Origin of the sequence: Microlunatus elymi (assembly GCF_007362775.1) — a bacterium.
GTDB classification, from domain to species: Bacteria; Actinomycetota; Actinomycetes; order Propionibacteriales; family Propionibacteriaceae; genus Microlunatus; species Microlunatus elymi.
On the sequence record NZ_CP041692.1, the window covers coordinates 2,807,610 to 2,829,821 of the forward strand.

The 22,212-nt window shown below is 67.8% G+C and carries 21 protein-coding genes; 8 read left to right on the forward strand and 13 right to left on the reverse strand.

What is annotated here, in order from left to right:
• Positions 1 to 105 precede the first annotated feature (105 nt).
• From FOE78_RS12635 to FOE78_RS12695, 13 genes are all read right to left on the reverse strand, one after another.
• Positions 106 to 894 (reverse strand): sirohydrochlorin chelatase, encoded by a 789-nt coding sequence (locus FOE78_RS12635; RefSeq protein WP_143986607.1) that lies wholly within the window; start codon positions 892 to 894, stop codon positions 106 to 108.
• Between the two features lie 25 nt (positions 895 to 919).
• A complete protein-coding gene (gene cysC / locus FOE78_RS12640) occupies positions 920 to 1,564 on the reverse strand; it encodes an adenylyl-sulfate kinase (protein ID WP_143986608.1) in 645 nt (214 codons plus the stop codon).
• A gap of 32 nt (positions 1,565 to 1,596) precedes the next feature.
• Positions 1,597 to 2,361: a phosphoadenylyl-sulfate reductase gene (locus FOE78_RS12645; RefSeq protein ID WP_407662578.1), complete on the reverse strand. Its 765-nt coding sequence runs from the start codon at positions 2,359 to 2,361 to the stop codon at positions 1,597 to 1,599.
• The gene (locus tag FOE78_RS12650; protein ID WP_143986609.1) at positions 2,358 to 2,579 is read right to left on the reverse strand and encodes a hypothetical protein; all 222 of its coding nucleotides are present in this window, start codon (positions 2,577 to 2,579) and stop codon (positions 2,358 to 2,360) included. The genes FOE78_RS12645 and FOE78_RS12650 overlap by 4 nt, the downstream gene beginning before the upstream one ends.
• Positions 2,576 to 4,333: a nitrite/sulfite reductase gene (locus FOE78_RS12655; protein ID WP_143986610.1), complete on the reverse strand. Its 1,758-nt coding sequence runs from the start codon at positions 4,331 to 4,333 to the stop codon at positions 2,576 to 2,578. Before FOE78_RS12655 ends, FOE78_RS12650 begins: the two co-directional genes overlap by 4 nt.
• Before the next feature lie 130 nt (positions 4,334 to 4,463).
• Positions 4,464 to 4,643 carry a hypothetical protein gene (locus tag FOE78_RS12660; RefSeq protein WP_143986611.1) on the reverse strand — a complete coding sequence of 60 codons (180 nt, stop codon included), beginning with the start codon at positions 4,641 to 4,643 and terminating at the stop codon, positions 4,464 to 4,466.
• Between the two features lie 68 nt (positions 4,644 to 4,711).
• Entirely contained in the window at positions 4,712 to 5,596 is an 885-nt protein-coding gene (locus tag FOE78_RS12665) for a YihY/virulence factor BrkB family protein (protein ID WP_143986612.1), read from the reverse strand.
• A gap of 16 nt (positions 5,597 to 5,612) precedes the next feature.
• On the reverse strand, positions 5,613 to 6,629 hold the full coding sequence (locus FOE78_RS12670; RefSeq protein ID WP_143986613.1) for a P1 family peptidase: 1,017 nt from the start codon (positions 6,627 to 6,629) through the stop codon (positions 5,613 to 5,615).
• Positions 6,630 to 6,666: 37 nt separating this feature from the next.
• Positions 6,667 to 8,445, reverse strand: coding sequence for a dipeptide ABC transporter ATP-binding protein (locus FOE78_RS24175; RefSeq protein WP_143986614.1), 1,779 nt, complete (start codon positions 8,443 to 8,445; stop codon positions 6,667 to 6,669).
• 2 nt (positions 8,446 to 8,447) lie between these two features.
• Entirely contained in the window at positions 8,448 to 9,296 is an 849-nt protein-coding gene (locus FOE78_RS12680) for an ABC transporter permease (protein WP_210415015.1), read from the reverse strand.
• 14 nt (positions 9,297 to 9,310) lie between these two features.
• Positions 9,311 to 10,264 (reverse strand): ABC transporter permease, encoded by a 954-nt coding sequence (locus FOE78_RS12685; RefSeq protein WP_407662579.1) that lies wholly within the window; start codon positions 10,262 to 10,264, stop codon positions 9,311 to 9,313.
• Entirely contained in the window at positions 10,261 to 11,847 is a 1,587-nt protein-coding gene (locus FOE78_RS12690) for an ABC transporter substrate-binding protein (protein WP_210414563.1), read from the reverse strand. Before FOE78_RS12690 ends, FOE78_RS12685 begins: the two co-directional genes overlap by 4 nt.
• Positions 11,844 to 13,277: an amidase gene (locus tag FOE78_RS12695; protein ID WP_143986616.1), complete on the reverse strand. Its 1,434-nt coding sequence runs from the start codon at positions 13,275 to 13,277 to the stop codon at positions 11,844 to 11,846. Before FOE78_RS12695 ends, FOE78_RS12690 begins: the two co-directional genes overlap by 4 nt.
• A gap of 338 nt (positions 13,278 to 13,615) precedes the next feature.
• On the opposite strand from FOE78_RS12695, the gene FOE78_RS12700 reads away from it, so the two are divergent.
• The 8 genes from FOE78_RS12700 to FOE78_RS12735 all read left to right on the forward strand — a co-directional run bounded on the left by FOE78_RS12700 (position 13,616) and on the right by FOE78_RS12735 (position 22,210).
• Positions 13,616 to 14,647, forward strand: a complete 1,032-nt coding sequence (locus FOE78_RS12700; RefSeq protein ID WP_143986617.1) for a zinc-dependent alcohol dehydrogenase family protein — start codon at positions 13,616 to 13,618, stop codon at positions 14,645 to 14,647.
• Positions 14,648 to 14,691: 44 nt separating this feature from the next.
• The gene (locus FOE78_RS12705) at positions 14,692 to 15,369 is read left to right on the forward strand and encodes a DUF2291 family protein (RefSeq protein ID WP_143986618.1); all 678 of its coding nucleotides are present in this window, start codon (positions 14,692 to 14,694) and stop codon (positions 15,367 to 15,369) included.
• Positions 15,369 to 16,970 (forward strand): sugar ABC transporter ATP-binding protein, encoded by a 1,602-nt coding sequence (locus FOE78_RS12710; protein WP_143986619.1) that lies wholly within the window; start codon positions 15,369 to 15,371, stop codon positions 16,968 to 16,970. Before FOE78_RS12705 ends, FOE78_RS12710 begins: the two co-directional genes overlap by 1 nt.
• Positions 16,967 to 18,139, forward strand: coding sequence for an ABC transporter permease (locus FOE78_RS12715; RefSeq protein ID WP_143986620.1), 1,173 nt, complete (start codon positions 16,967 to 16,969; stop codon positions 18,137 to 18,139). The genes FOE78_RS12710 and FOE78_RS12715 overlap by 4 nt, the downstream gene beginning before the upstream one ends.
• Before the next feature lie 2 nt (positions 18,140 to 18,141).
• Positions 18,142 to 19,164 (forward strand): D-ribose ABC transporter substrate-binding protein, encoded by a 1,023-nt coding sequence (locus FOE78_RS12720; RefSeq protein WP_143986621.1) that lies wholly within the window; start codon positions 18,142 to 18,144, stop codon positions 19,162 to 19,164.
• A 16-nt stretch (positions 19,165 to 19,180) separates the two neighbouring features.
• On the forward strand, positions 19,181 to 20,884 hold the full coding sequence (locus tag FOE78_RS12725) for a dihydroxyacetone kinase family protein (RefSeq protein WP_143986622.1): 1,704 nt from the start codon (positions 19,181 to 19,183) through the stop codon (positions 20,882 to 20,884).
• A gap of 69 nt (positions 20,885 to 20,953) precedes the next feature.
• Positions 20,954 to 21,451 (forward strand): ribose-5-phosphate isomerase, encoded by a 498-nt coding sequence (locus FOE78_RS12730; RefSeq protein ID WP_143986623.1) that lies wholly within the window; start codon positions 20,954 to 20,956, stop codon positions 21,449 to 21,451.
• A 6-nt stretch (positions 21,452 to 21,457) separates the two neighbouring features.
• A complete protein-coding gene (locus FOE78_RS12735) occupies positions 21,458 to 22,210 on the forward strand; it encodes a triose-phosphate isomerase family protein (RefSeq protein ID WP_143986624.1) in 753 nt (250 codons plus the stop codon).
• Positions 22,211 to 22,212: the final 2 nt, after the last annotated feature.

The window sequence follows — 22,212 nt, forward strand, 5'->3', positions numbered from 1 at the left end:
TTTTCCAACCACGGTTGGCAAATTCGCTCCGATTCGGGCGTGCGATCGTTCGTTTGGCAACCACGGTTGGAAAACGGCACGCAGCCGCCGCCGGTTCAATCGCAGTCAGGCGCCGACCACGGCGAGTTGTGGGCGCTGGTCACCGACGAGCGACTCGAGGTCGACCAGATCCATCGCGGAGACCACGTACCGGCTGATGATGGCCTGCAGCAGCTCCGACTCGGCACCCAGCGGCGCGGACACGGCGATCGCACCGGACTCGTACGCCAGACGGGCCTGGTGCAGGTAGTCCTCGGTCGGGCTCAGGTACCAGCTGCCGACGGCCACGTGCCGACGACCCTGCGCGTGCAGCGTACGTACAGCCTCGGCGGCGGTCGGTCCGTGATCACCGCCGAAGGCCGTCACCGACGGCAGCTTGTGGTGACCTGCCCAGGCGCGAGCGCGGCGGGCCACGATCGCATGACTGCGAACGTCCTGGCCGGCGTCGGAGAGGAAGACCAGCCCGTCCAGCTCGGTCACCCGCCGGGTCCGCAGCGCGGACCGCAGCCGACGATCGACCACCGACAGCAACTGCGGATCGGGTCCGATCGGCTTGGAGGCGACCACCTGCAGCCCGGGATGCGCGGCCCGGATCGCGGTCAGCATCGAACCGAGATCATCTCCGCCGCCGAAGGCGTCGGCGAGCTCCAACGGCGTCAGCACGATCTCGGTCACGCCGCGCTGGGTGAGCTTGTTGATCACGTTCAGCGCGGTCGGCGGGTTGTCCATGAATGCGGCGTGGACATCGAGCTCCGGGCGCAGTTCGGTGAGTCCGACCCGAAGAGCCTGACTGACTTGGGCCACCCGTGGCTCGGCGCCACCACGGCCCAGCAAGATCAGGGACGGCGCGGTCATTGTGCTTCCTTTCTCACGCTTGCTCTCACGGCAGTTGCCTGCCCAGGAGAGTCGAAACCAGCGCCTTGGTCTGTTCGACCGATTGCTTCAGCGGCACCTCGGAGGTGTCCACCACCAGTTCGGCGCTGGTCGGTTCTTCGTACGGGTCGTCGATGCCGGTCATCCCGGTGATCTCGCCCCGGCGGGCCTTGGCGTACAGCCCCTTCACGTCCCGCTGCTCGGTCACCTCGAGGCTGGTCGAGACGAAGATCTCGGCGAACGGAACGCCGTGCTCGGCATGGTCGGCACGGACCGCGGCCCGAGCCTCGGCGTACGGAGCGATCACCGGCACCAGCGTCAGCACACCGTGCGACGACAGCAGCCGGGCGACGTACCCGATCCGGGTGACGTTGGTGTTGCGATCCTCCCGGCTGAATCCCAGCCCCTTGGACAGGTACGGACGTACGTCGTCACCGTCCAGCACGTGCACGTCGACGCCCGCATCGCGGAGCTGATCGGCCAGCGCGTGCGCGATGGTCGACTTGCCCGCCGACGGCAGCCCGGTGAACCAGACCGTCGCTCCGGTGACCTCGGCCGGGACCGGATTGGACGGGCCGGACAGCCCGGTGGACAGCACCGGTTCGGCGCCGGCGACGGTCGGCTGGGTCGGGGACGGGCTCGGCTGCGTCATGGGATCGGCATGCTCTCTGTCGACGGTCTCGGTCACAGCTGGATCCCGCATTCGGTCTTGCCGCGACCGGCCCACCGTCCGCTGCGCGGATCGGAGCCGTCGATCGGACGACTGGTGCAGGGCTCGCAGCCGATCGAAGGATAGCCATCGGCGAGCAGTGGGTTGCTGATCAGGCCGTGGTCGTCGATGTAGGTCGCCACCTCGTCATCGGACCAGGCCGCGATCGGCGCGATCTTGACCAGTTTCTTGGCGCGGTCGTAGCCGACCACCTTGGTGCCGGCGCGGCGCGCGTTGTCGGCCCGCCGAACACCTGTCGCCCAGGCCTTGTACGGCTGCAGCGCCCGGCCGAGCGGCTCGACCTTGCGCATCGCGCAGCACAGATCGGGATTGCTGGCGAACAGATCCTTGCCGTACTTGGCGTCCTGCTGCGCCACGGTCAGCTCCGGGGTCACGTTGATCACGTTCACGTCGAACACCTGTTCCACCGCGTCGCGGGTGCCGATCGTCTCCACGAAGTGGTAGCCGGTGTCCAGGAAGATCACGTCCAGTCCGGGCGCGGTGCGCTCGGCCAGATGGATCATCACGGTGTCGGCCATCGACGAGGTGACGGCCAACCGGCGTCCGAACCGGGCGAAGGCCCAGGCCATGATCTCCTCGGCCGGCGCACCTTCCAGCTCCCGACCGGCTCGCTCGGCGAGCGCCTCGAGCTCGGCCGGGGACAGGTCGGTGCTGTCACCGGCGTCGGTTCCGTGTCCGGAGATGGTGCCTCGATCCTGGTGGGTCTGGCAGACAGTCACTGCTCATCCCTACTTTCCGGTGTCGAGCCCCCGGCTGTCGAATCCTGCGAGGTCGAGAGCAGCCCGTGGAAGGTCACCGAGAACGCGCGCAGGCAACTGCGGCACTCCCAGCCGCCACCCGCCCGGGGAAACAACGTCTCCTCCGAGCAGTACGGGCAGTACGCGATCGCCTGCCGCTCGGCCCGCGGCTCGCTGACCGCGGGACCGCTGCTGGTCACAGCAGAACCGCCTCGTCGGCCCGGCCCACCCACTGGGCGAACCGTTCGCCGTCGAGCCGATCAGCCAGGTACGCCTTGGCGACCCGCTCGATGTAGTCGGGCAACTCGTCGGCGGTCACCTTGTGGCCGCGGAGCTTGCGGCCGAAACCGGCGTCCAGGCCCAACCCGCCGCCCAGGTGCACCTGATAGCCCGGGACCTGGTTGCCGCCCGGCCCGGTGACCAGCTGGCCCTTGAGTCCGATGTCGGCGGTCTGCACCCGGGCGCAGGAGTTCGGGCAGCCGTTGAGGTGCACGGTGATCGGGGAGTCCAGCTCACCCAGCCGCTGCTCGAGCTCGTCGGCCACCCGGACCGCCTGCGCCTTCGTCTCCACGATGGCCAGCTTGCAGAACTCGATCCCGGTGCAGGCCAGCACCGAACGCTGCCAGGCCTTGCGGTTGGCCGACAGGCCCAGCTCGGCGAAGTCGGCGATCAGCCCCTCCACCTCGGCGTCGTCCACGTCGAGGACCAGAAGCTTCTGCATCGGAGTGGTCCGCAGCCGCTGCGACCCGTGTGCCTCGGCGATCTCGGCGGCCCGAGCCAGGATGTCGCCGCTGACCCGGCCCGCGGAGGTGTTGAAGCCGACGTAGTTGCGGCCGTCGTGCTGCCGATGCACGCCGACGTGGTCGCCTGTTGAGACGGGGGTCTCAGGTTTCGGTCCGTCGATCAGCTTGCGGTGCAGGTACTCGTCCTCCAGCACCTGGCGGAACTTCTCCGTACCCCAGTCGGCGACCAGGAACTTCATCCGGGCCCGGCCGCGCAGCCGCCGATAGCCGTAGTCGCGGAAGATGCTGGTCACACCGGCCCACACCTCGGGCACCTCGGCCAGCGGCACGAACGCGCCGAGCCGCTGCGCTAGCATCGGATTGGTGGACAGTCCGCCGCCCACCCACAGGTCGAAACCCGGACCGTACTGCGGATGACGTACGCCGACGAACGAGATGTCGTTCAGCTCCGGCACCACGTCCTGGCTCGGGTGGCCGCTGATCGAGGTCTTGAACTTGCGCGGCAGGTTGGAGAACTCCGGGCTGCCGATGTACTTGGCGCGGATCTCGTCCACGGCCGGTTGGCCGTTGATGATCTCGTCTGCGGCGATGCCGGCCACCGGCGAGCCGATCACGACCCGTGGGCAGTCGCCGCAGGCCTCGGTGGTGTGCAGGCCGACCTCTTCCAGTCGCCGCCAGATCTCCGGCACGTCCTCGATCCGGACCCAGTGCAGCTGGATGTTCTGCCGGTCGGTGATGTCGGCGCTGCCGCGGGCGAAGTCGCTGGAGATGCCGGCGATCACCCGCAGCTGCTCGGTGCTCAGCGCGCCGCCGTCGATCCGGACCCGGAGCATGAAGTAGGAGTCCTCGAGCTCCTCCGGCTCCAGCGATCCGGTCTTGCCGCCGTCGATGCCGGGCTTGCGCTGGGTGTAGAGACCCATCCAGCGGAACCGGCCGCGCAGATCGCCGGGATCGATGCTGGCGAATCCCTGCTTGGCGTAGATGTTGATGATCCTGGCCCGCACGTTCAGCGGGTTGTCGTCCTTCTTCTGCTGCTCGTTGGCGTTCAGCGGCTCGCGGTAGCCGAGCGCCCACTGGCCCTCGCCGCGCTTGCGGCCGACCTGCCGCCGCTGGCCCGGGGTGCGAGCCGGGCGCTCCGTACGGGCCGGTCGATCCGTACGAGCCGGTCGATCCGTACGAGCGTCGGGGGCGGTCGTGGTCTGGGTTGTCATCGCAGTCCTTCGTCAGGGTTCGTCGCCGGGTTTCAGGTTCGACAGGTACGCGCCGTCGCTCCCGGGTGCGGGAGACGCAGGCGTGGGATGCCGAGAGGCCGGCGATCGTCGGGGGACGGGTGTCGGCCGGTCAGGCGTGACGGCGACACATCATCGACTCCGTGCGCGCGAAGTCCACGAAGCGGCGCACCACGAACGGCCCGAGGTCCATCGCCGGTGCGGTGGGCAGAACTCGGGCAGGCGTCAGGACCGGATGGACCGCACCGAGACCCCGGAAGGGGCGGTGGATTCCGGTCGGACGGATGCGCATGGGTCAACCCTTGCGGTTGTCGGGGTGATCCGGCAACCCCCAATACCATGATCTGGACACGCGTCTCATTATGCGGATGGTTTGGGGCTGAATCCGGTGGGCAGATTGCGCCTTTTGTCGATCGCAGAATTGAATGCGGCCCCGATCAGCACCGCCAACGAGATCACGTACAGCCACAACATCAGCGCGATCGGCGCCGCCAACGGACCGAAGATGGACGGCGTCGCGGCGGTTCGGCTGAGCGCCACCCGCAGCACCCAACTGCCCCCGATCCAGATCAACAACGCGACCGCGGCGCCGGGCAACCCGGAGCAGAGTCGGTAGCGGCGGGGCAGTGACAGGTTGTAGAGGGTGGCCAGGAAGAAGCCGGAGCCGATCAGCACGATCGGCCAGTAGAGAGCGCCCAGCCAGGCGATCGGGTGGGGCAGGATCCGGTCCACGAAGCCCGGCCCGGCCAGCACCAGCGGCACCAGGATCATCGCGACGACCAGGAACACGAGATACAGCAGGAAGGACAGCAACCGGGCGCGGACGAAGTGCCGATGCCCGCGCTGGCCGTACATGATCCCGATCCCGTCGATGAACACGTTCAGCGCCCGGGATCCCGACCAGAGCGAGATCAGGAACCCGATCGAGATCACGGCCGCGCGGCCCTCGGCGAGCACGTCGTTGATGGTCGGCGCGATCACCGTCTCGACCGCGGACGGAGTCAGCACCCGCGACGCCAACTCCAGCAGTTTGTCCTTGAAGTCCTGGATCGCCTCCGGACGGATCATCGACGCCACGAAGCCCAGCGAGCCGACCGCGGCGAAGATCAACGGCGGCAGCGAGAGCAGGGCGAAGAATGCCGCCTCGGCGGCCAACCCGGTGACCCGATAGCGAAAGCACCCCACGACGGTGTCCACGACGACGCGCCAGCCGGTGCGTGCCCAGCGCGGAAGGTTGATCACCATCGGTCGGTTCGCATCCTCAGCGGTCGATCAGTTCGTGGTAGCTCGGGTAGCCGCGCGCGGCGGTCCGGACCGGTTCGGCGCTGCGGACGCCGTCCAGGATCGCCTCCTGCATGACGGTCGCGGCCGCCGCCTGGACCGCGGCCAGCACGCCGAGCCTGCTGCCGACATCATCGGGTAGCGGGATCGCGCCGGTGGCCAGGGCGAACACCGTGTCGCCGTCGGTCAGCGTGTGCACCGGGTCGATCGCCCGGGCGAACCCGTCATGGGCGCAGGCCGCGGTCCGGGTCGCGTCGGCCACGTCCAGCCGGGCATCGGTGGCGATCACCGCGATGGTGGTGTTGAACTCCGTCACACCCGACGTGGTCCGATCCTCCGACTCTCCGCCGGCTTGCCGGCCGGACTGTTGTTCGCCGCTGCGGGAGAGCGCTCGGCCGATGCCCGGCAGTTGCGGCACACCTCGGGCGTTCACCACGGCCAAGGCGCCGACGGTGATCGGCTGCGCACCGAGGTCGATCGTGATCGACGCGGTGCCGACGCCGCCCTTGAGACGGCCGTCCGCAACCTGAGCACCGGTGCCGGCGCCGACGTTGCCGCGTGCCACCTCGGCATGATCACCGGACCGGTCGGCGGCGGCCGCGGCGCGGTAGCCCCAGTCCTCGGCCGGTCGGGCAGTGAAGCGGCCACCACGGCCGAGATCGAAGATCACCGCGGCGGGGACGATCGGAACCACCTCACCCGGTCGACCCATCGGTACGCCGCGACCGTGTTCCTCACACCAGCGCTGGGCTCCGTGCGCGGCGATCAACCCGTACGCGCTGCCGCCGGTGAGCACCACCGCGTCGACGGTCGGGACCAGCGTGCCGGGTTTGAGCGCATCGGTCTCGTGGGTGCCCGGACCGCCGCCGCGAACGTCGACGCCGGCCACGGTGCCCGGCGGCGGCAGCACCACGGTGACCCCGGTGAGGTAGTCACCGTCGGTACGGGTGTGGTGACCGATCCGGATGCCGGCGACGTCGGTGATACTGGTGCTCATGGTCTCATCCTGCAGCAGGGCGGCTCAGGCGTCGGGATCATCCGGTAACCGTGATCCGGGGCAGCGCGGTGATCAACTTCTGGGTGTACGGGTGTTGCGGGTCGGCGTAGACCTGCTCGGTCGGCCCGCACTCGACGATCCGGCCGGTCTGCATCACCGCGACCGTGTCGCACAGGTGACGGATCACGTTCAGATCGTGGGAGACGAAGATCAACGTCAGCTCGTACGCGCCGACCAGATCGGTCAGCAGGTTCAACACCTGCGCGCGAACGGACACGTCCAAGGCCGAGACCGGTTCGTCGGCGAGCAGGATCCTCGGCCGGGTGATCAACGCCCGGGCGATCGCGATCCGCTGCCGCTGTCCACCGGAGAACTGATGCGGGTAGCGATCGGCCGCCTGGTTCGGCAGCCCCACGGCCTGCAACACCTCGGCGACCCGCGCTCGGCGTACCTCGAGAGGTGTCTTCCGCAGCGGCTCGGCAATGACGTCGCGGACCCGCATCCGCGGATCCAGCGACGAGTGCGGATCCTGGAACACCAACTGAACCTGACTGCGCAGCGGGCGAAGATCACGTTCGCTCGCACCGGCGAGTTCGAGGCCGGTCACCGATGCGCTGCCTGAAGTCGGAGAATCCAACCCACACAGCAATCTCAACAGCGTCGACTTGCCGGAACCCGACTCGCCGACGATCCCGAACCGGGCACCGGCAGCGACGTCGAATGACACCCGATCCAGTCCGACCACCTGCCGCCGCGGCCCGAACAGCGACACCCGGCCCCGGTGATAGATCCGACCAAGATCACGAACCCGGATCAGCGCATCGCCCGGCACCTCGTTGAAAACTCGCTCCTCAGCCTCTTGAGCCTGTCGGACCGCATCGTGAGCTTGATCATCCTCGGGTTTGCTCGACGCCTTGCTCAGGGACCTTTGGTCGGGTTGGTCGCTCAGGGAGTCTTGGGTAGGGGGTTGGCCCGACGCCTTGTTCAGGGCTCCTGGATCGGGTTGGTCGCCGGGGACGGTGATCAGGCGGCCGGTGCGGGGATCGGTGGCCAGCTCGGAGGCGGCCAACAATCCTGCCGTGTAAGGGTGTTGCGGTCGGGCGAACACGGTCTCGATCGGGCCGGACTCGACCACGGCGCCGTCCTTCATGATCAACACTCGTTCGCACATCTGCGACACCACCGCCAGGTCGTGGGTGATGAAGAGCAGGGCGCTGTCGTGATCGCGGACCTGCGCCCGCATCAGGTCCAGCACCTGCGCCTGCACGGTGACATCCAGCGCCGTGGTCGGTTCGTCGGCCAGCAGCAGGTCGGGAGAGTTGGCCATCGCCATCGCCAGCATCACTCGCTGTCGCTGGCCGCCGGAGAGCTGGTGCGGGTAGGCATGAACGGCGACCGCAGGATCCGGCAGCCCGACCTCGTCCAGCAGCTGCACCGTACGCTCTGCGGAGCGGCGGTCGGATTCGCCGTGCAGGCTCATCATCTCGGCAACCTGCTTGCCGACCTTCATCACCGGATTGAGCGCCGTCATCGGCTCCTGGAAGATCATCGACATCCGCGCACCGCGCAGCGGCGACCAGACCGACTCCGACGCGGTCAGCAGTTCATGATCAACATCCGCCAGCCGAAGCGATCCGGTCGCGGTCAGCCCGTCCGGCAGCAGGCTCATGATCGACAAGCAGGTCAGCGTCTTGCCCGAACCCGACTCGCCGATCAGGCCGACCCGTTCGCCGGGCGCCAGCTGCAGATCCAGATCGCGGACCAGGGTCTCGGAGCCGGCGGACACCCGCACCCCGGAGATCGTCAGCAGACTCATGATCAACTCTCCAGGCGCGGGTCGAGGCGGTCACGCAGTCCGTCGCCGAGCAGGTTGAATCCCAATACTGTCAGGGCTATCGCGCAGCCCGGGAAGACGATCAGCAGTGGTGCGGTGAAGATGTAGGTCTGTGACTCCTGCAGCATCCGGCCCCAGCTCGGCGTCGGTGCCGGCGTGCCCAGGCCGAGATAGGACAGCGCCGCCTCGGCCAGCACGGCGACCGCGAAGTTCACCGAGGCCTGCACGATCAACAGCCCGCCGATGTTCGGCAGCAGATGCCGGCCGGCCAGGAACCACCAGCCACGGCCGGCGGCGCGGGACGCGGTCACGTACTCCCGGCTCATCACCGCCAGGGTGCCGCCGCGAGCGACCCGGGCGAAGGCCGGCGCGGTGCCGATCCCCAACGCGAGCATCGCGGTCACCGTGCTGCCGCCCCAGATCGCACCGAAGATGATCGCCAGCAACAACGCCGGAAACGCTTGCATGATGTCGTTCCAGCGCATCAGCCAGCGACCGGCAGCACGAGAGGTGCTGCCGGCGACAACGCCGAGCGGGATCCCGATCACCGCGGCAACCCCGACCGCCACCAACCCGACCAGCAGGGTGGTCCGGCTGCCCGCCAGCAGGACCGAGAACACGTCGTGGCCGAAGGAGTCGGTGCCCAGCCAGTGCTGCGCCGACGGCGGCTGCAGCCGGATCGAGGCGTCGACCAGGGTCGGATCGTACGGAGTCCAGACGAAGGAGAGCAGGCAGCCGAGGACCACCAGGCCGACCAGCACGGCGCCGATGATCAAGGTCGCGCCGACTCTTCGACGAGGCACACCGGCAACGGCGACCTCGGACTCGGGCATCATCGGCAGCGCCGTCATCGTGAACTCCTCAACCGAGGGTCGATCACCGCATAGAGCAGGTCGACGACGAGATTGATCACCAGCACGATCACCACGATCACCATCACAATTCCCTGCACCTCGATCAGATCCCGGTTCTGCACCGAACGGATCAGCAGGCTGCCGATGCCGGGCACCACGAACACGGTCTCGATCACGATCGCGCCGACGAACAGAGCGGCCAGTTCGATGCCGGTGACCGTCAGCACCGGGATCATCGCGTTCCGCAGTCCGTGCCGGACCAACGCCCGCAACGGCCGCATGCCCTTCGATCGCGCGGTCCGCATGAAGTCCTCACGGGTGATCTCCAGCACCGCCGAGCGAACGTAGCGACTCAGGATCGCGCCCTGGATCAGTCCCAACGACAACGCCGGCAGCAGCAGGTGCGACAGGAAGGGGCCGATGCCCTCGATCGGCGCCGACCAGCCGCTGGCCGGTAGCCAGCCGAGTGTCACCGAGAACAAGATCACCAACAGCAGGCCGGCGAGGAAGCCGGGGACCGCGACGGCCAGCTGACTCAGCGCGCTGACCAGCGTGCCGTCCCAGCGGCGTTGCCGATAGGCGGCGTACACGCCGACCGGCAGAGCGACGCAGATCGCGACGATCATCGCCGCGATCACCAAGATCAACGAGACCTGCAGATGATCGAACACCTCCGGCGCGATCGGTTGACCGGTCACGTACGAGGTGCCCAGATCGCCGTGCAGCATCCCGGAAAGCCAATCCAGGTAACGGATCGGCACCGGTCGGTCGAGGCCGAGCTGCTGCTCCAGCGCCGCCACCGCCTGCGGAGTGGCCTGCACGCCGAGCATCGTCTGCGCGACGTTGCCGGGCAGGATCGCCAGCAGCGCGAACACCACGATCGAGGCGACCCAGGCGGTCAGCAGGAAGATGCCGGCCCGCCGGAGCAACCGGAAAGCCATGGTCACTTCGGATTGCTGGCCTTGGTCAGGTCCAGCGAAACCCCGGTGTCGTCGGCGTTGACGCCGGCGACCGACTTCTTGGCGATGACGATGTTCGGCGCGTTGTAGAGCCAGTCGGCTGCGGCGTCATCGACGATCCCGTTCACCGCCGTCTTCATGCCGGCCACAAACGCCTGTTGGCTGGGCGCTGCCACCGCGTCGGTGAGTTGCTTCTGTACGGCCTTGTTGCGATAGCTCCAGTAATAGCTGGGATCGGCATAGTTGAACACGTTGCGGGCCTCGACGTGGTTGATCACCGTCAGGTCGTAGTCGTGCTGAGTGAAGGTCTTGTCCAGCCAGACCGCGGGGAATTCCTGGGTCTGCAGGTTGGCGGTGACACCGATCTTGGCCAGATCCGACTTCACCACCTGCGCGATCGTCTGCGCGTACGGCAGGCTGGGAACCGTGAAATCCACGGTCAGCTTGGATTTCCCGGCCTCGGCCAGCAACTGCTTGGCCTTCTGCGGATCGTACGGGTACTTCTTCGACAGGTCGACGTACCACGGATCGGTCGGTGCGACCGGTCCGCCGAGCACCTTGCCGTAGCCGTTGGTGGCGGTGGTGTTGATCGCGTCCCGGTCGACGCCGTAGATGATCGCCAGCCGGACCCGTCGATCGTTGAACGGCGGCCGGGCGTTGTTCATCGACATCACCGTGATGCCGGTGGTGGCACCGATCTGCACGTTGTACTGATCATCGGCCTGGAACTGTTTGACCTGATCGGCCGCCTGGGTCTGATACACCACGTCCAGATCGCCACTGCGCAAGGCATTCACCGGGGCGTTGGCATCGTTGTAGTAACGCAAGGTGGCGGTCGCAAGCTGCGCCTCGGTGCCCCAGTAGTTGTCGTTGCGTTTCAAGATCAACGACTCGCCGCGGTTGTAGCGGTCGAGCAGGTAGGGCCCGGTGCCGATCGCCGTGGTGGCAAGATCATCAACGGCGTTGGGGGAGAACATCGCACCCAACGGCCCGGCCAGCCAGAACAGCAGATTGTTGTCCGGCTGCTTCAAGTTGATCATGACCTCGGTCGGCGAGACGACGCTCACCGACCTGATCGCCGACAGATAGGTCGGCGTGTTCGCCTTCCAGTCCGGCACCCGATCGAGGCTGAACTTGACCACGTCGGCGTTGAACGGATCGCCGTTGGAGAACTTGACTCCCGAGCGCAGCGTGAAGTCGTACTTCGTGCCGCCGTCGCTGATCTTCCACGACGTCGCCAGCAACGGCTTCACGTCGGCGTGCTCGTCGAGTTTCACCAGACCCTCGTACACGTTGTACATCAGCGCCTGCGGGATCGCGGCGCCCGCGGTCTGGGTGAAGTCGAGGTTGGCCGGGGCCGCGCCGAGTCCGACGGTGAGCGTCTGCTGGCCGGAGCCGCCGGTGTTGTTGCCGGTCCCGCCGGAGTTGCCGGCGCCGGCCGAGCAGGCGGCCAGCAGGGACAGTACGGCGAGCAGGGCGGCCACGGCCACCAGTCGAGGCCTGCGGGTCCGAGGGCGCGGCGTGGGTTCGCGCGGGTCCTCGAGGTCGGTCATCTGGGACGCTGTGGTCATGGAAGTGCCCCTTCTCTCGGCCAAGGTCGACTCGCCTCGGCCGGTCGATGTCGTTCGTACCATGCTGCAGCGGCGAGCACGCCGCGATCGTCGAATCGCCGTCCGGCCAGCTGGACTCCGATCGGCCGGCCGGCGGGTCTGCCGGCATCGGAATCGTCGGTGTAGCCGCAGTTGATGCTCAGCGCAGGTTGCCCGGACATGTTGTACGGCATGCAGAAGCCGATGTGCGCCATCGCCCGCTCCACGTCGTTGCTAGGCATCGGCCAGTCGACCGGGTAGGTCGGTTCCGGCGCGACCGGCGAGAGCACAAGATCGAATGGTGACGTTGCAGCCAGGCAGGCGCGGGCGATGGCCAGCTGCGCGTCGCTGCCGGCGACGGCCTGGGGTCCGGTCACCGCGGCACCGGCCCGGCACCAGTCGGCGATGAAGTCGAACAGCAGTCCCCGGCGGTCGGGCGCGACGGCCAGGTAGTCGTTCCAGTGTCCGACCCGCCAGAACCGGTCGACCGCGTCCAGCAGGGCCTGGGTCAGGAACGGCGGCAGCAGCTCGACGGCGGCACCGGCGTCCGCAAAGGTCTCGGCCGCCCGGCGGACGGCCGAGAGGACCGGCCCGGCCACCGGCGTACCGGCACCGGCCTCGAGCAACAGACCGATCCGTGATCCTGCCGGATCGAAACCCAGGTCGCCCCAGTCGACAGCCGCGGCCGGCAGGCTGTACGGGTCACGGTCGTCGGGCCCGTACAGGCAGCACATGGCGGCGGCGAGGTCGGCGACGGTGCGGGTCAGCGGGCCGATCGTCCGGCCGGTGTACGGGGGATCGACCGGGATCCGGCCGAAGCTCGGTTTGAACCCCAGACATCCGTTCCAGGTGGCGGGAAGCCTGATCGAGCCGCCGATGTCACTGCCCAGGTTGATCGGCGCGTAACCGGCCGTGGTGGCGGCCCCGGCGCCGGAACTCGAACCGCCGGGATTCCAATCCGGATGCCACGGATTGTGCGTGGTCGGATGCAGTGACGAGACGCCGCTGGACAACATCCCCCAATCCGGCATCGTGGTGCGCCCCAGCAGCACAGCTCCGGCCGCGAACAGGCGGTCGGCGACCGGCGCGTTGCGGGCGGCCGGCCGGTCCGGGCTGGCCGCCGTACCCCAGCGGGTCGCCTCGCCGGCAAGATCGACGTTTTCCTTGATCGTCACGGTCACCCCGTCCAGCGGGCCGAGCGCAGCTCCGGCCCGCCAACGCCGCTCGCTGTCGGCGGCAGCGGCCAGCGCCCGGTCCGGATAGACGGCTGCGAGCGCATGCAGCCGGGGTTCGGCCGCGGAGATCCGGTCCAGCGCCGCCCTGGTCACCTCGACCGGCGAAATCGAACCCTCGGCGTAGCCCCGGTGTTGATCCGTCGCGGTGAGGTCGGCGAGACCGTCGGCAACGACCACAAATCCTCCCGCAGAGTCCGGTGGAACACGTACGCATCAGTGCCGGAATGAACCTACTGGGATGCCGCGCAGGGCGTCGGACGGCGCGCGCATGGTGGACGCGATCGCGGCGTCCGACCGGCTCCGCTGGGCGCCGGCTCGATGGATCCACGGCTGTGAGCGCATTCCACCGAGGTCGCGATCTAACGACTGGACGTGCTAACGTCACGCCAGTTCTGAGAAGAACTCGGTAAATATCACATGAGCGTGCTGCGGGCGTCGCCACAAGCCGGACCCGCAGCAGCGAGTCGACGTCGTCCGTGACGGGAACCGGCCGGGCGGCGAGGAGGACGGCAAGGATGCGCGCAGTAGTTTTCTCTTCACCCCACGAGCTCACCTTGACCGAGGTCGACGATCCGCGTCCCGGACCGGGCGAGGTCGTGATCAAGACCGCGGCAGTCGGCATCTGCGGTACCGACACCCACGTCTTCGACGGTGAGTTCGAGGGCACCGTCTATCCGCTGATCCCCGGCCACGAGGCGACCGGCACCGTGGTCGAACTCGGCGAGGACGTCGACGATCTCGCGGTGGGAGATCCGGTGGCGATCAACCCCAGCACCACCTGCGGCCGCTGCGAGTTCTGCCTGAACGGCCGCGCCAATCTCTGCCGGGCCTGGAACGGGCTGGGCGTGGTGGCCAGTGACGGAGCATCCGCCGAGTACGCCCGGGTGCCGCGCGCGAACGTGTTCAAACTGCGCGCTGAAACCGACCTCCACCAGGCCGCACTGATCGAACCGCTGGCATGCGCGATCCGCGGCTACGACCTGCTGCCCCGCAGGATGGGCGAGCACTACCTGGTCTACGGCGCCGGCACCATGGGCCTGCTGATGGCCCAACTGGCACCGCGCGCCGGAGCGGCCAGTGTCACCGTGGTCGACCTGAACGAGAACCGGCTGCAGGCCGCCCGCGAGGTCGGTGTCCAGAACACCCTCACCTCCGCTGACGAGGCCGACGCCGACCGCGACCAGTGGGATGTGGTGATCGACTGCACCGGCGTGATCGCCGCGATCGAGGATGCGCTGCCGCGGGTCAAGGCCGGCGGCACCTTCCAGCACTTCGGCGTCGCCCCGGCCGAGGCGACTGCGCAGTATTCCCCCTTCCGGGTCTACCGGGACGAGATCAACATCGTCGGCACGATGGCCGTGTTGAACAGCTTCGGCCGCGCGGTGGAGATGTTCGAGGCCGGCGCGATCCAGCCGGCGCCGATGATCTCGCACGCGTTCGCGCTGGACGACTACGCGCAGGCGCTGGAGCAGTTCCGGGCCGGCACCGGTCGCAAGCTGCAGATCCGGCCGCACGCCTCCGAGTCCGTGGTGCTGTTGCCCGCCTGATCCTGCCGCCGGCCCGATTCCGAACCTCCAACAGGAGAACAGCTATGTCGCAATCAGTGCAGATCGATGCCGCACCGGCCCGGCCGCGGCACAAACCGAAGCGGCACACCCACCGCTGGGTGATCACCGGACTCGTTGTGGTCCTGGTGATCGCCATGGGCTTCGGCACCACCGTGGTGACGCCGCTGGAGGCCAGCAAGGCGAGCAGCAGTGGCGTTGATCCGGCCACGTTCGCTCGGGACAACTACGACGAGATCGCCGGCAAGATCACCGACCGAGCCAAACCGCTCGGCGAGGTCGCGACCGCGATCGACCAAGATCAGAACGCCGCCGCGAAGAAGTACGCGGTCGGCACCGGCCCGTCGGCCACGTACTCGGTGAAGTTCACCGGGACCGCCGGCAAGGCCGATCCGGAGACCGGCTATCTGCCGGTGACGGTGGACGGCATGCCGGACGGGGTGGGGGTGTCGGTGCAGACCGGCCCGGCCCTGCTCGGTACGGCGTTGCGCGATGCCACCGGGGAGGTCACCTTCCCGATGTTCACCAACCAGCTGGACTATCAGTCCGCCGGCGACGAGCTGAACAAGCAGCTGAAGGCCAAGACCCTCAAGGGTCTGGACGCCGCCGGTCTGGCCGGCAAGCAGGTCAGCGTGGTCGGCGCGTTCCAGCCGATCAACCCGGACGTGCTGTTGGTGATGCCCGTCTCGATCAAGGAGGCCTGATGCCTCCGGTGGCAACCGCTGAAGCCGAGGTGGGAACCGAGGTGGTGCTGACCGCGCGCGGCGTCCGGAAGAACTATGGCGGCACCCAGGCGCTGAAGGGTGTCGACTTCGAGGTGCACCGCGGCAAGGTGACCACGCTGTTCGGCGAGAACGGCGCCGGCAAGTCCACCCTGATGCGGATCCTGTCCGGCATCGAACAGCCGACCGTCGGCTCGATCGAGTTGGACGGCGAGCAGGTCATGTTCGAGTCGGCCAAAGACGCGGCGGCTCGGGGCATCGTGATCATCCACCAGGAGCTCAGCCTGGCCCCGAACCTCAACGTCCGCGACAACATCTTCATCGGTCGGGAGATCACCCGGGCCGGTCGGGTGGATTACCGGGCCGAGGAGAAGATCGTCGCCGAGCTGATGGCCCGGTTGCAGGCCGACATCGATCCGCGGACGCTGGTCTCCGATCTACGGCTCGGCCAGCAGCAGATGGTGGAGATCGCGCGGGCGCTGGCCCAGGACGCGCGGATCCTGATCATGGACGAGCCGACCTCGGCGCTCAGCGCATCCGAGGTCGAGGTCCTGTTCAAGGTGATCGACGACCTGACCACCGACGGGGTCTCGATCGTCTACATCTCCCATCATCTGGAGGAGGCACTCGAGGTCTCCGACTACGCGGTGGTGTTCCGCGACGGCAGCCTGGTCGCGACCGAGCGGGCCGCCGACATCGACCTGCCGTGGATCGTCGACAAGATGGTCGGCAGCGGATTCGATCTTGGTACGCCGCCGGATCCGAAGCGGTTCGGTGAGCCGGTGCTGGAGTTGACCAAGATCAGCGTCGCCGATCGCTCCAACCCGGATCGGCTCGCTGTCGACGACATCGACCTGACCGTACGAGCCGGCGAGATCGTCTGCATCTACGGGCTGATGGGCGCCGGCCGGACCGAGCTGCTGGAGGCCGTCGCCGGCCGGGATCCGTTGCTGGCAGGCGCGATCAGGGTCAACGGCGCCGACGTCGGCGGCCTCGGCATTGCCGAGCGGATCGACGCCGGGCTGGCGCTGGTGCCCGAAGATCGACAACGCGACGGCATCGTGCAGACCCTGTCGGTCGGCCGCAATCTGTCGTTGGCCAGCCTGGCCGAGATCGTCCGCGGCAAGATCCTGTCCCGGGACAAGGAACACCGGCGCAACGCGACGTCGATCAAGGACGTACACATCAAGACCGCCGGCCCGCAGGCCGCGATCGGCTCGCTGTCCGGCGGCAATCAGCAGAAGGTCGTGATCGGCAAGATCCTGCAGACCGATCCGGCGATCATCCTGCTCGACGAACCCAGCCGCGGCATCGACATCGGTGCCAAGACCGAGGTGTTCGCGCTGCTCGCGAGGCTGGCCGCCGAAGGTCTGGCCGTGGTCTACACCACCTCCGAGGTGGTGGAGTGCCTCGGCGTCGCCAACCGCGTGCTGGTGATGAATCGGGGCAGGTTCGCCGCCGAGTTCAGCCACGACCAGGCAACCAAGGAAGACATCATGGCCGCTTCCGGTGAATCGGCCGAGACCGAATCGACCCACACCGAATCGACCCACACCGAATCGACAAGGACGAAACAATCATGACCAGCACAGATGCTGCCATCAGCAAGCCACGCAGCGGCTTCGGTGAGGGCGTGACCATCGGCCGGCTGCTGCTTGACGGCAGGGCGTTCATCGCCCTGCTGGTGATCATCGTGATCTTCTCCCTGCTGTCGCCGAACTTCTTCACCTTCGACAACCTGATCGTGATGACCCGGCACGTCGCGGTGAACGCGCTGCTGGCGATCGGCATGTTGATGGTGATCTTGAACGCGGGCATCGACCTGTCGGTCGGTTCCACCGTCGCACTGACCGGTGTGGTGGCCGGATATCTCTTGCAGGGCGTGAATCTGCCGTTCAGCCAGCTGATCGCCTACCCGGCGGTCTGGGTGGTGGTGATCTTGTCGATCGCCATCGGAGCACTGGTCGGGCTGGTCAACGGTCTGCTGGTGTCGCGGTTCAAGGTGGCGCCGTTCGTGGCCACCCTGGGCATGATGTACATCGCCCGGGGGATCGCGTTGTTGATCACCAACGGCCAGACCTTCCCACGCCTGCAGGGATCCGACGAACTCGGCAACACCGGCTTCAACTGGGTCGGCTTCAACTCGATCGGGTTCCTGCCGATCGGCATCATCGCCATGATCATCGTCGCCGCGGCGGCCAGCTTCGTCCTGAACAAAACCCCGTTCGGTCGTTGGCTGTACGCGTCCGGTGGCAACGAGCGGGCAGCGGAGTTGTCCGGTGTGCCGGTGCGTTCGGTGAAGACCGGCGTGTACGTGATCTCCGGCGCGCTGGCCGGGATGGCCGGTTTGATCCTGACCTCGGAGCTCACCAGCGCGACCCCGCAGGCCGGTGACTCGTACGAGTTGACCGCGATCGCGGCCGTGGTGATCGGTGGCGCCTCGCTGATGGGCGGCAAGGGAACCGTACGCGGCACCCTGATCGGCGCCTTCGTGATCGGCTTCCTGTCCGACGGTCTGGTGATCATCGGCGTCTCCGAGTACTGGCAGATGGTGTTCAAGGGTGCAGTGATCGTGCTCGCGGTGATGTTGAACGCGGTCGACTACCGCAGCCGGCGGCCGAAGAACGCCAAGGACGAGGCCGGTTCTTCGACCAGCCAGGCACTGGCCGCGGCCGGGCTGCGGCCGCCGCCGCTCAGCGACACCGAAGCAGCACAGAAATTGTCCGACGACCGCACCGGCGGAAAGGAATGATCATGGGTCTCAACAAGGTCAACACCAAGATCATCCGCGGTCGGCGGTCCCGGATCGGCGCGGTGGCGATCATTGCCGTAGTGGCGAGTTTGATCTTGTCCGGCTGCGGCTCCGGTTCCGAGGTGGCCGGCAAGAAGTCGGCCCAGGAGTTGGAGGGCGCGTTGATCTCGGTGATCACCTCGCCACTGGACAACCCGTACTGGCGGACCGAGGCCGACACCATCACCGCCGAGGGTAAGCGGATGGGATACCAGGTCAACGTGGTCTCCCACGACGCGGATCCGAAGAAGGAAAGCGATCTGGTGGACACCGCGATCACCAAGAAGTCGGCGGCGATCGTGCTCGACCCGGCCGGTGCGGACTCGTCCATCGGCAATGCCAGCAAGGCCAACGCGGCCGGCATCCCGGTGTTCCTGGTCAACGCCGAGATCAACGAACAGGGCATCGCCAAGTCCCAGCTGGTGTCGAACAACGCCCAGGGCGCGGTGCTCGGCGCGCAGCAGTTCGCCGAGGCGATGGGCCGCAAGGGCGAGTATGTCGAGCTCGTCGGTCTGTCCACCGACACCAACGCCGCGGTCCGGTCGAACGGATTCGCCAGTGTCCTGGGTCAGTTCCCGGATCTGAAGAAGGTCCAGTCCGAGACGGCCGACTGGGACCAGAAGAAGGGCTTCGACAAGATGCAGACGATGTTGCAGGCCCATCCCGACCTGAAGGGCGTCATCGCGGGCAATGATCAGATGGCGCTCGGCGCGATCTCGGCGCTGAAGCAGGCCGGCAAACTGGACCAGGTCGTGGTCGGTGGCTTCGACGGCAACCAGGACGCGGTGAACGCGGTCAAGAACGGTGAGATGGCCTACACCGTGGTCCAGCCGGTGGTCGACTTCTCCACCGACGTGGTGCACCAGATCGACAGCTACCTGCGAACCGGCAAGACTGGTGTCGACGACGAGAAGCAATTGTTCGACTGTTCACTCGTGACCCGGGCCAACGCCGGGGAGTGGCAGGACTTCCAGCACAAGAAATGACGGGATAGGAACACCGATGTCCTTCATCAGCAACGATCCCGCCCGGTTCAGCGAGCAGGCGACCGCGGGATTCGTGGCCGCTCACTCCGACCTGATCCGAGCGGTCCCCGGCGGGGTGGCGCGACGCACCGCCACCCCGGCCGGCCAACCCGCGATCGTGATCGGCGGCGGGTCGGGCCACTATCCGGCCTTCGGCGGCCTGGTCGGCCCAGGACTGGCTCACGGCGCGGCGGTCGGCAACGTCTTCGCCTCACCCTCTGGTCAGCAGGTGTACGACGTGGCCAAGGCGGTGGAGAACGGCGGCGGCGTGCTGCTCACCTGCGGCAACTACGCCGGCGACGTACTCAACTTCAACCAGGCCAAGGAACGGCTGATCGCCGAGGGCATCCGGGCCGAGACCCTGTTCGTCACCGACGACATCTCCTCGGCCAAGCCGGAGGAGTCGGCCAAACGGCGCGGCATCGCCGGCGGACTGGCCGTCTACAAGATCGCCGCCGCGGCGGCCGAGGCGGGCAAGGACCTCGATCAGGTCGTCGAGCTGGCCAACCGGGTCAACGACAACATTCGTACGCTGGGGGTCGCGTTCACCGGTTGCACCCTGCCCGGTGCGCACGAGCCGCTGTTCACCGTGCCGGAGGGGCGGATGGGTGTCGGCGTCGGCATCCACGGCGAGCCCGGCATCGACGAGACCGACCTGCCGCGCTCCCAGGAGTTGGCCGCGAGGCTGTGGGATGCGGTGATCGCCGAACGTCCCGAGGGTGCCGGCGATCGTGCGGTGATCTTCGTCAACGGGCTCGGTGCGGTGAAGAACGAAGAGCTCTTCATCCTCTACAACGACATCCGGGCGCTGGCGGACCGGGACGGCATCGAGCCGGTCGCGGTCGAGGTCGGCGAGCTGGTGACCAGCTTCGAGATGGCCGGCGCCTCGCTCAGCCTGTGGTGGGTGGACGACGAGATCGAGCAACTGTGGGCGGCTCCGGCCTACACCTCCGGCTACCGCAAGGGCGCCGTGCAGGCCGATCAGGGTGAGGTGCTGGAGGACGTCAGCGAATCCGCCGAGACCGAGGTCGGCGAGGCGAGCGACGCGTCCCGGCAGGCGGCCCGGCGGATCGGCGGGCTGTTGAAGACGGTGCACGAGACCATCCACAGTCACGCCGACGAGTTGGGCAAGCTGGACGCGATCGCCGGCGACGGCGATCACGGCATCGGGATGGAACGCGGCGCCCGGGCCGCGGTCGAGGCGGCCGAGGCGATCCTGGACCGGGAACCGGGTGCGCAGACCCTGCTGGTGCAGGCCGGACAGGCCTGGGCCGCACAGGCGGGCGGCACTTCCGGCGTGCTCTGGGGTGCGGTGCTGGAGACGATCGGCCGGGCCCTCGGTGACGAGGACAAGCCCGACGCCGGCCGGGTTGCCGACGGTGTCGCGCAGGCCGACGAACAGGTACGCAAGATCGGTGGCGCTCAGGCCGGGGACAAGACCATGGTGGACGCTCTGATCCCGTTCGCCCAGGCGCTGACCGACGGCGTACAGGCGGGTAGGACTCTGGCCGAGGCGTGGACCGAGGCGGCCGCCCTGGCGACCGAGCAGGCCGAGGCCACCGCCGACCTGATGCCGAAGATGGGCCGGGCCCGTCCGCACGCCGAGAAGAGTCTCGGCACCCCCGATCCGGGCGCGATCTCGTTCGCCCTGATCGCCACCGCAGTAGGCAGGAAACTCTGACTTGTCAGCGTGAGGAAGCGCTATAGCGCCTGGTGAGGCTGACAAGTCGGGAAGAGAGAGGGAAAGATCATGAGTGGATGGAAGATCGTCGTCGGTTCCGACGACGCGGGTTTCGACTACAAGGAAGCCCTGAAGAAGGATCTGGAGAATTCCGACCTGGTCGAGTCCGTGGTCGACGCGGGCGTGGACGCGACCGGCCACACCCCGTACCCGACGATCGCGATCGCGGCGGCGGAGATGATCGCCCGGGGCGAGGCGGACCGGGCGCTGCTGGTCTGCGGCACCGGGCTCGGGGTGGCGATCTCGGCCAACAAGGTGCCCGGGATCCGCGCGGTCACCGCCCACGACACCTACTCGGTGGAGCGGTCGGTGCTGTCCAACAACGCGCAGGTGCTGTGCTTCGGCCAGCGGGTGGTCGGCCTGGAGCTGGCCCGCAAGCTGGCCAAGGAGTGGCTGACTCTGCACTTCGACGAGTCCAGCGCATCGGCGGAGAAGGTCGCGGTGATCAGCGAGTACGAGAGCAAGGTCGACGCCAGCGCCGATCAGGCTTCCGGCTCGGCCTGCTGAGCCGCGATGTCCAGATTCCTCGGCGTCAGTCTGAAGATGTACCTGGACCATCGCAGCACGCTGCGGTGGATCGCCGATGTCGCCGCCATCGCCGACGAACAGTCGGCGGTGGCCGACGGCACGGTGCAACTGGCCGTGCTGCCGAGCTTCGTCTCGCTGCAGGCTGCGGCGCGGATCACCGCCGGTACGCGGCTGGAGCTGGGTGCGCAGGATCTGAGCTGGGCCGACAGCGGTGCCTTCACCGGCGAGGTCAGCGGACGTGATCTTGCCGCGCTGGGCTGCCGGTACGTCGAGGTCGGGCACGCCGAACGGCGTCGATTGTTCGGCGAGGACGCCGTGATCATCGCCGGCAAACTCGCGGCCGCGCAGCGGAACGGGTTGACGCCGATTCTCTGTGTGGGCGAGGAAGAACGGGTGGACGAGGAAGAGGCCGCCGACTTCTGCCTCGATCAGATCGCCGGTGCGCTGGGCGACCTGGACGGTGAGCTGCCGGAGTTGATCATCGCGTACGAGCCGGTCTGGGCGATCGGCGCCGACCGGCCGGCCGGGGCAGATCACGTCCGGGCGGTCTGCCGCCGTCTGCGGGCCGAGCTCGCCGATGATCATCGGCCGCAGCAGGTCCGGGTGATCTACGGCGGCAGTGCCGGCCCCGGACTGCTGGCCCAGTTGGGCGATGCGGTCGACGGGCTCTTCCTGGGCCGGTTCGCGCACGACCCGCAACAGCTGCGCCAGGTGATCATCGAAGCCTCGGCGAGTTGATC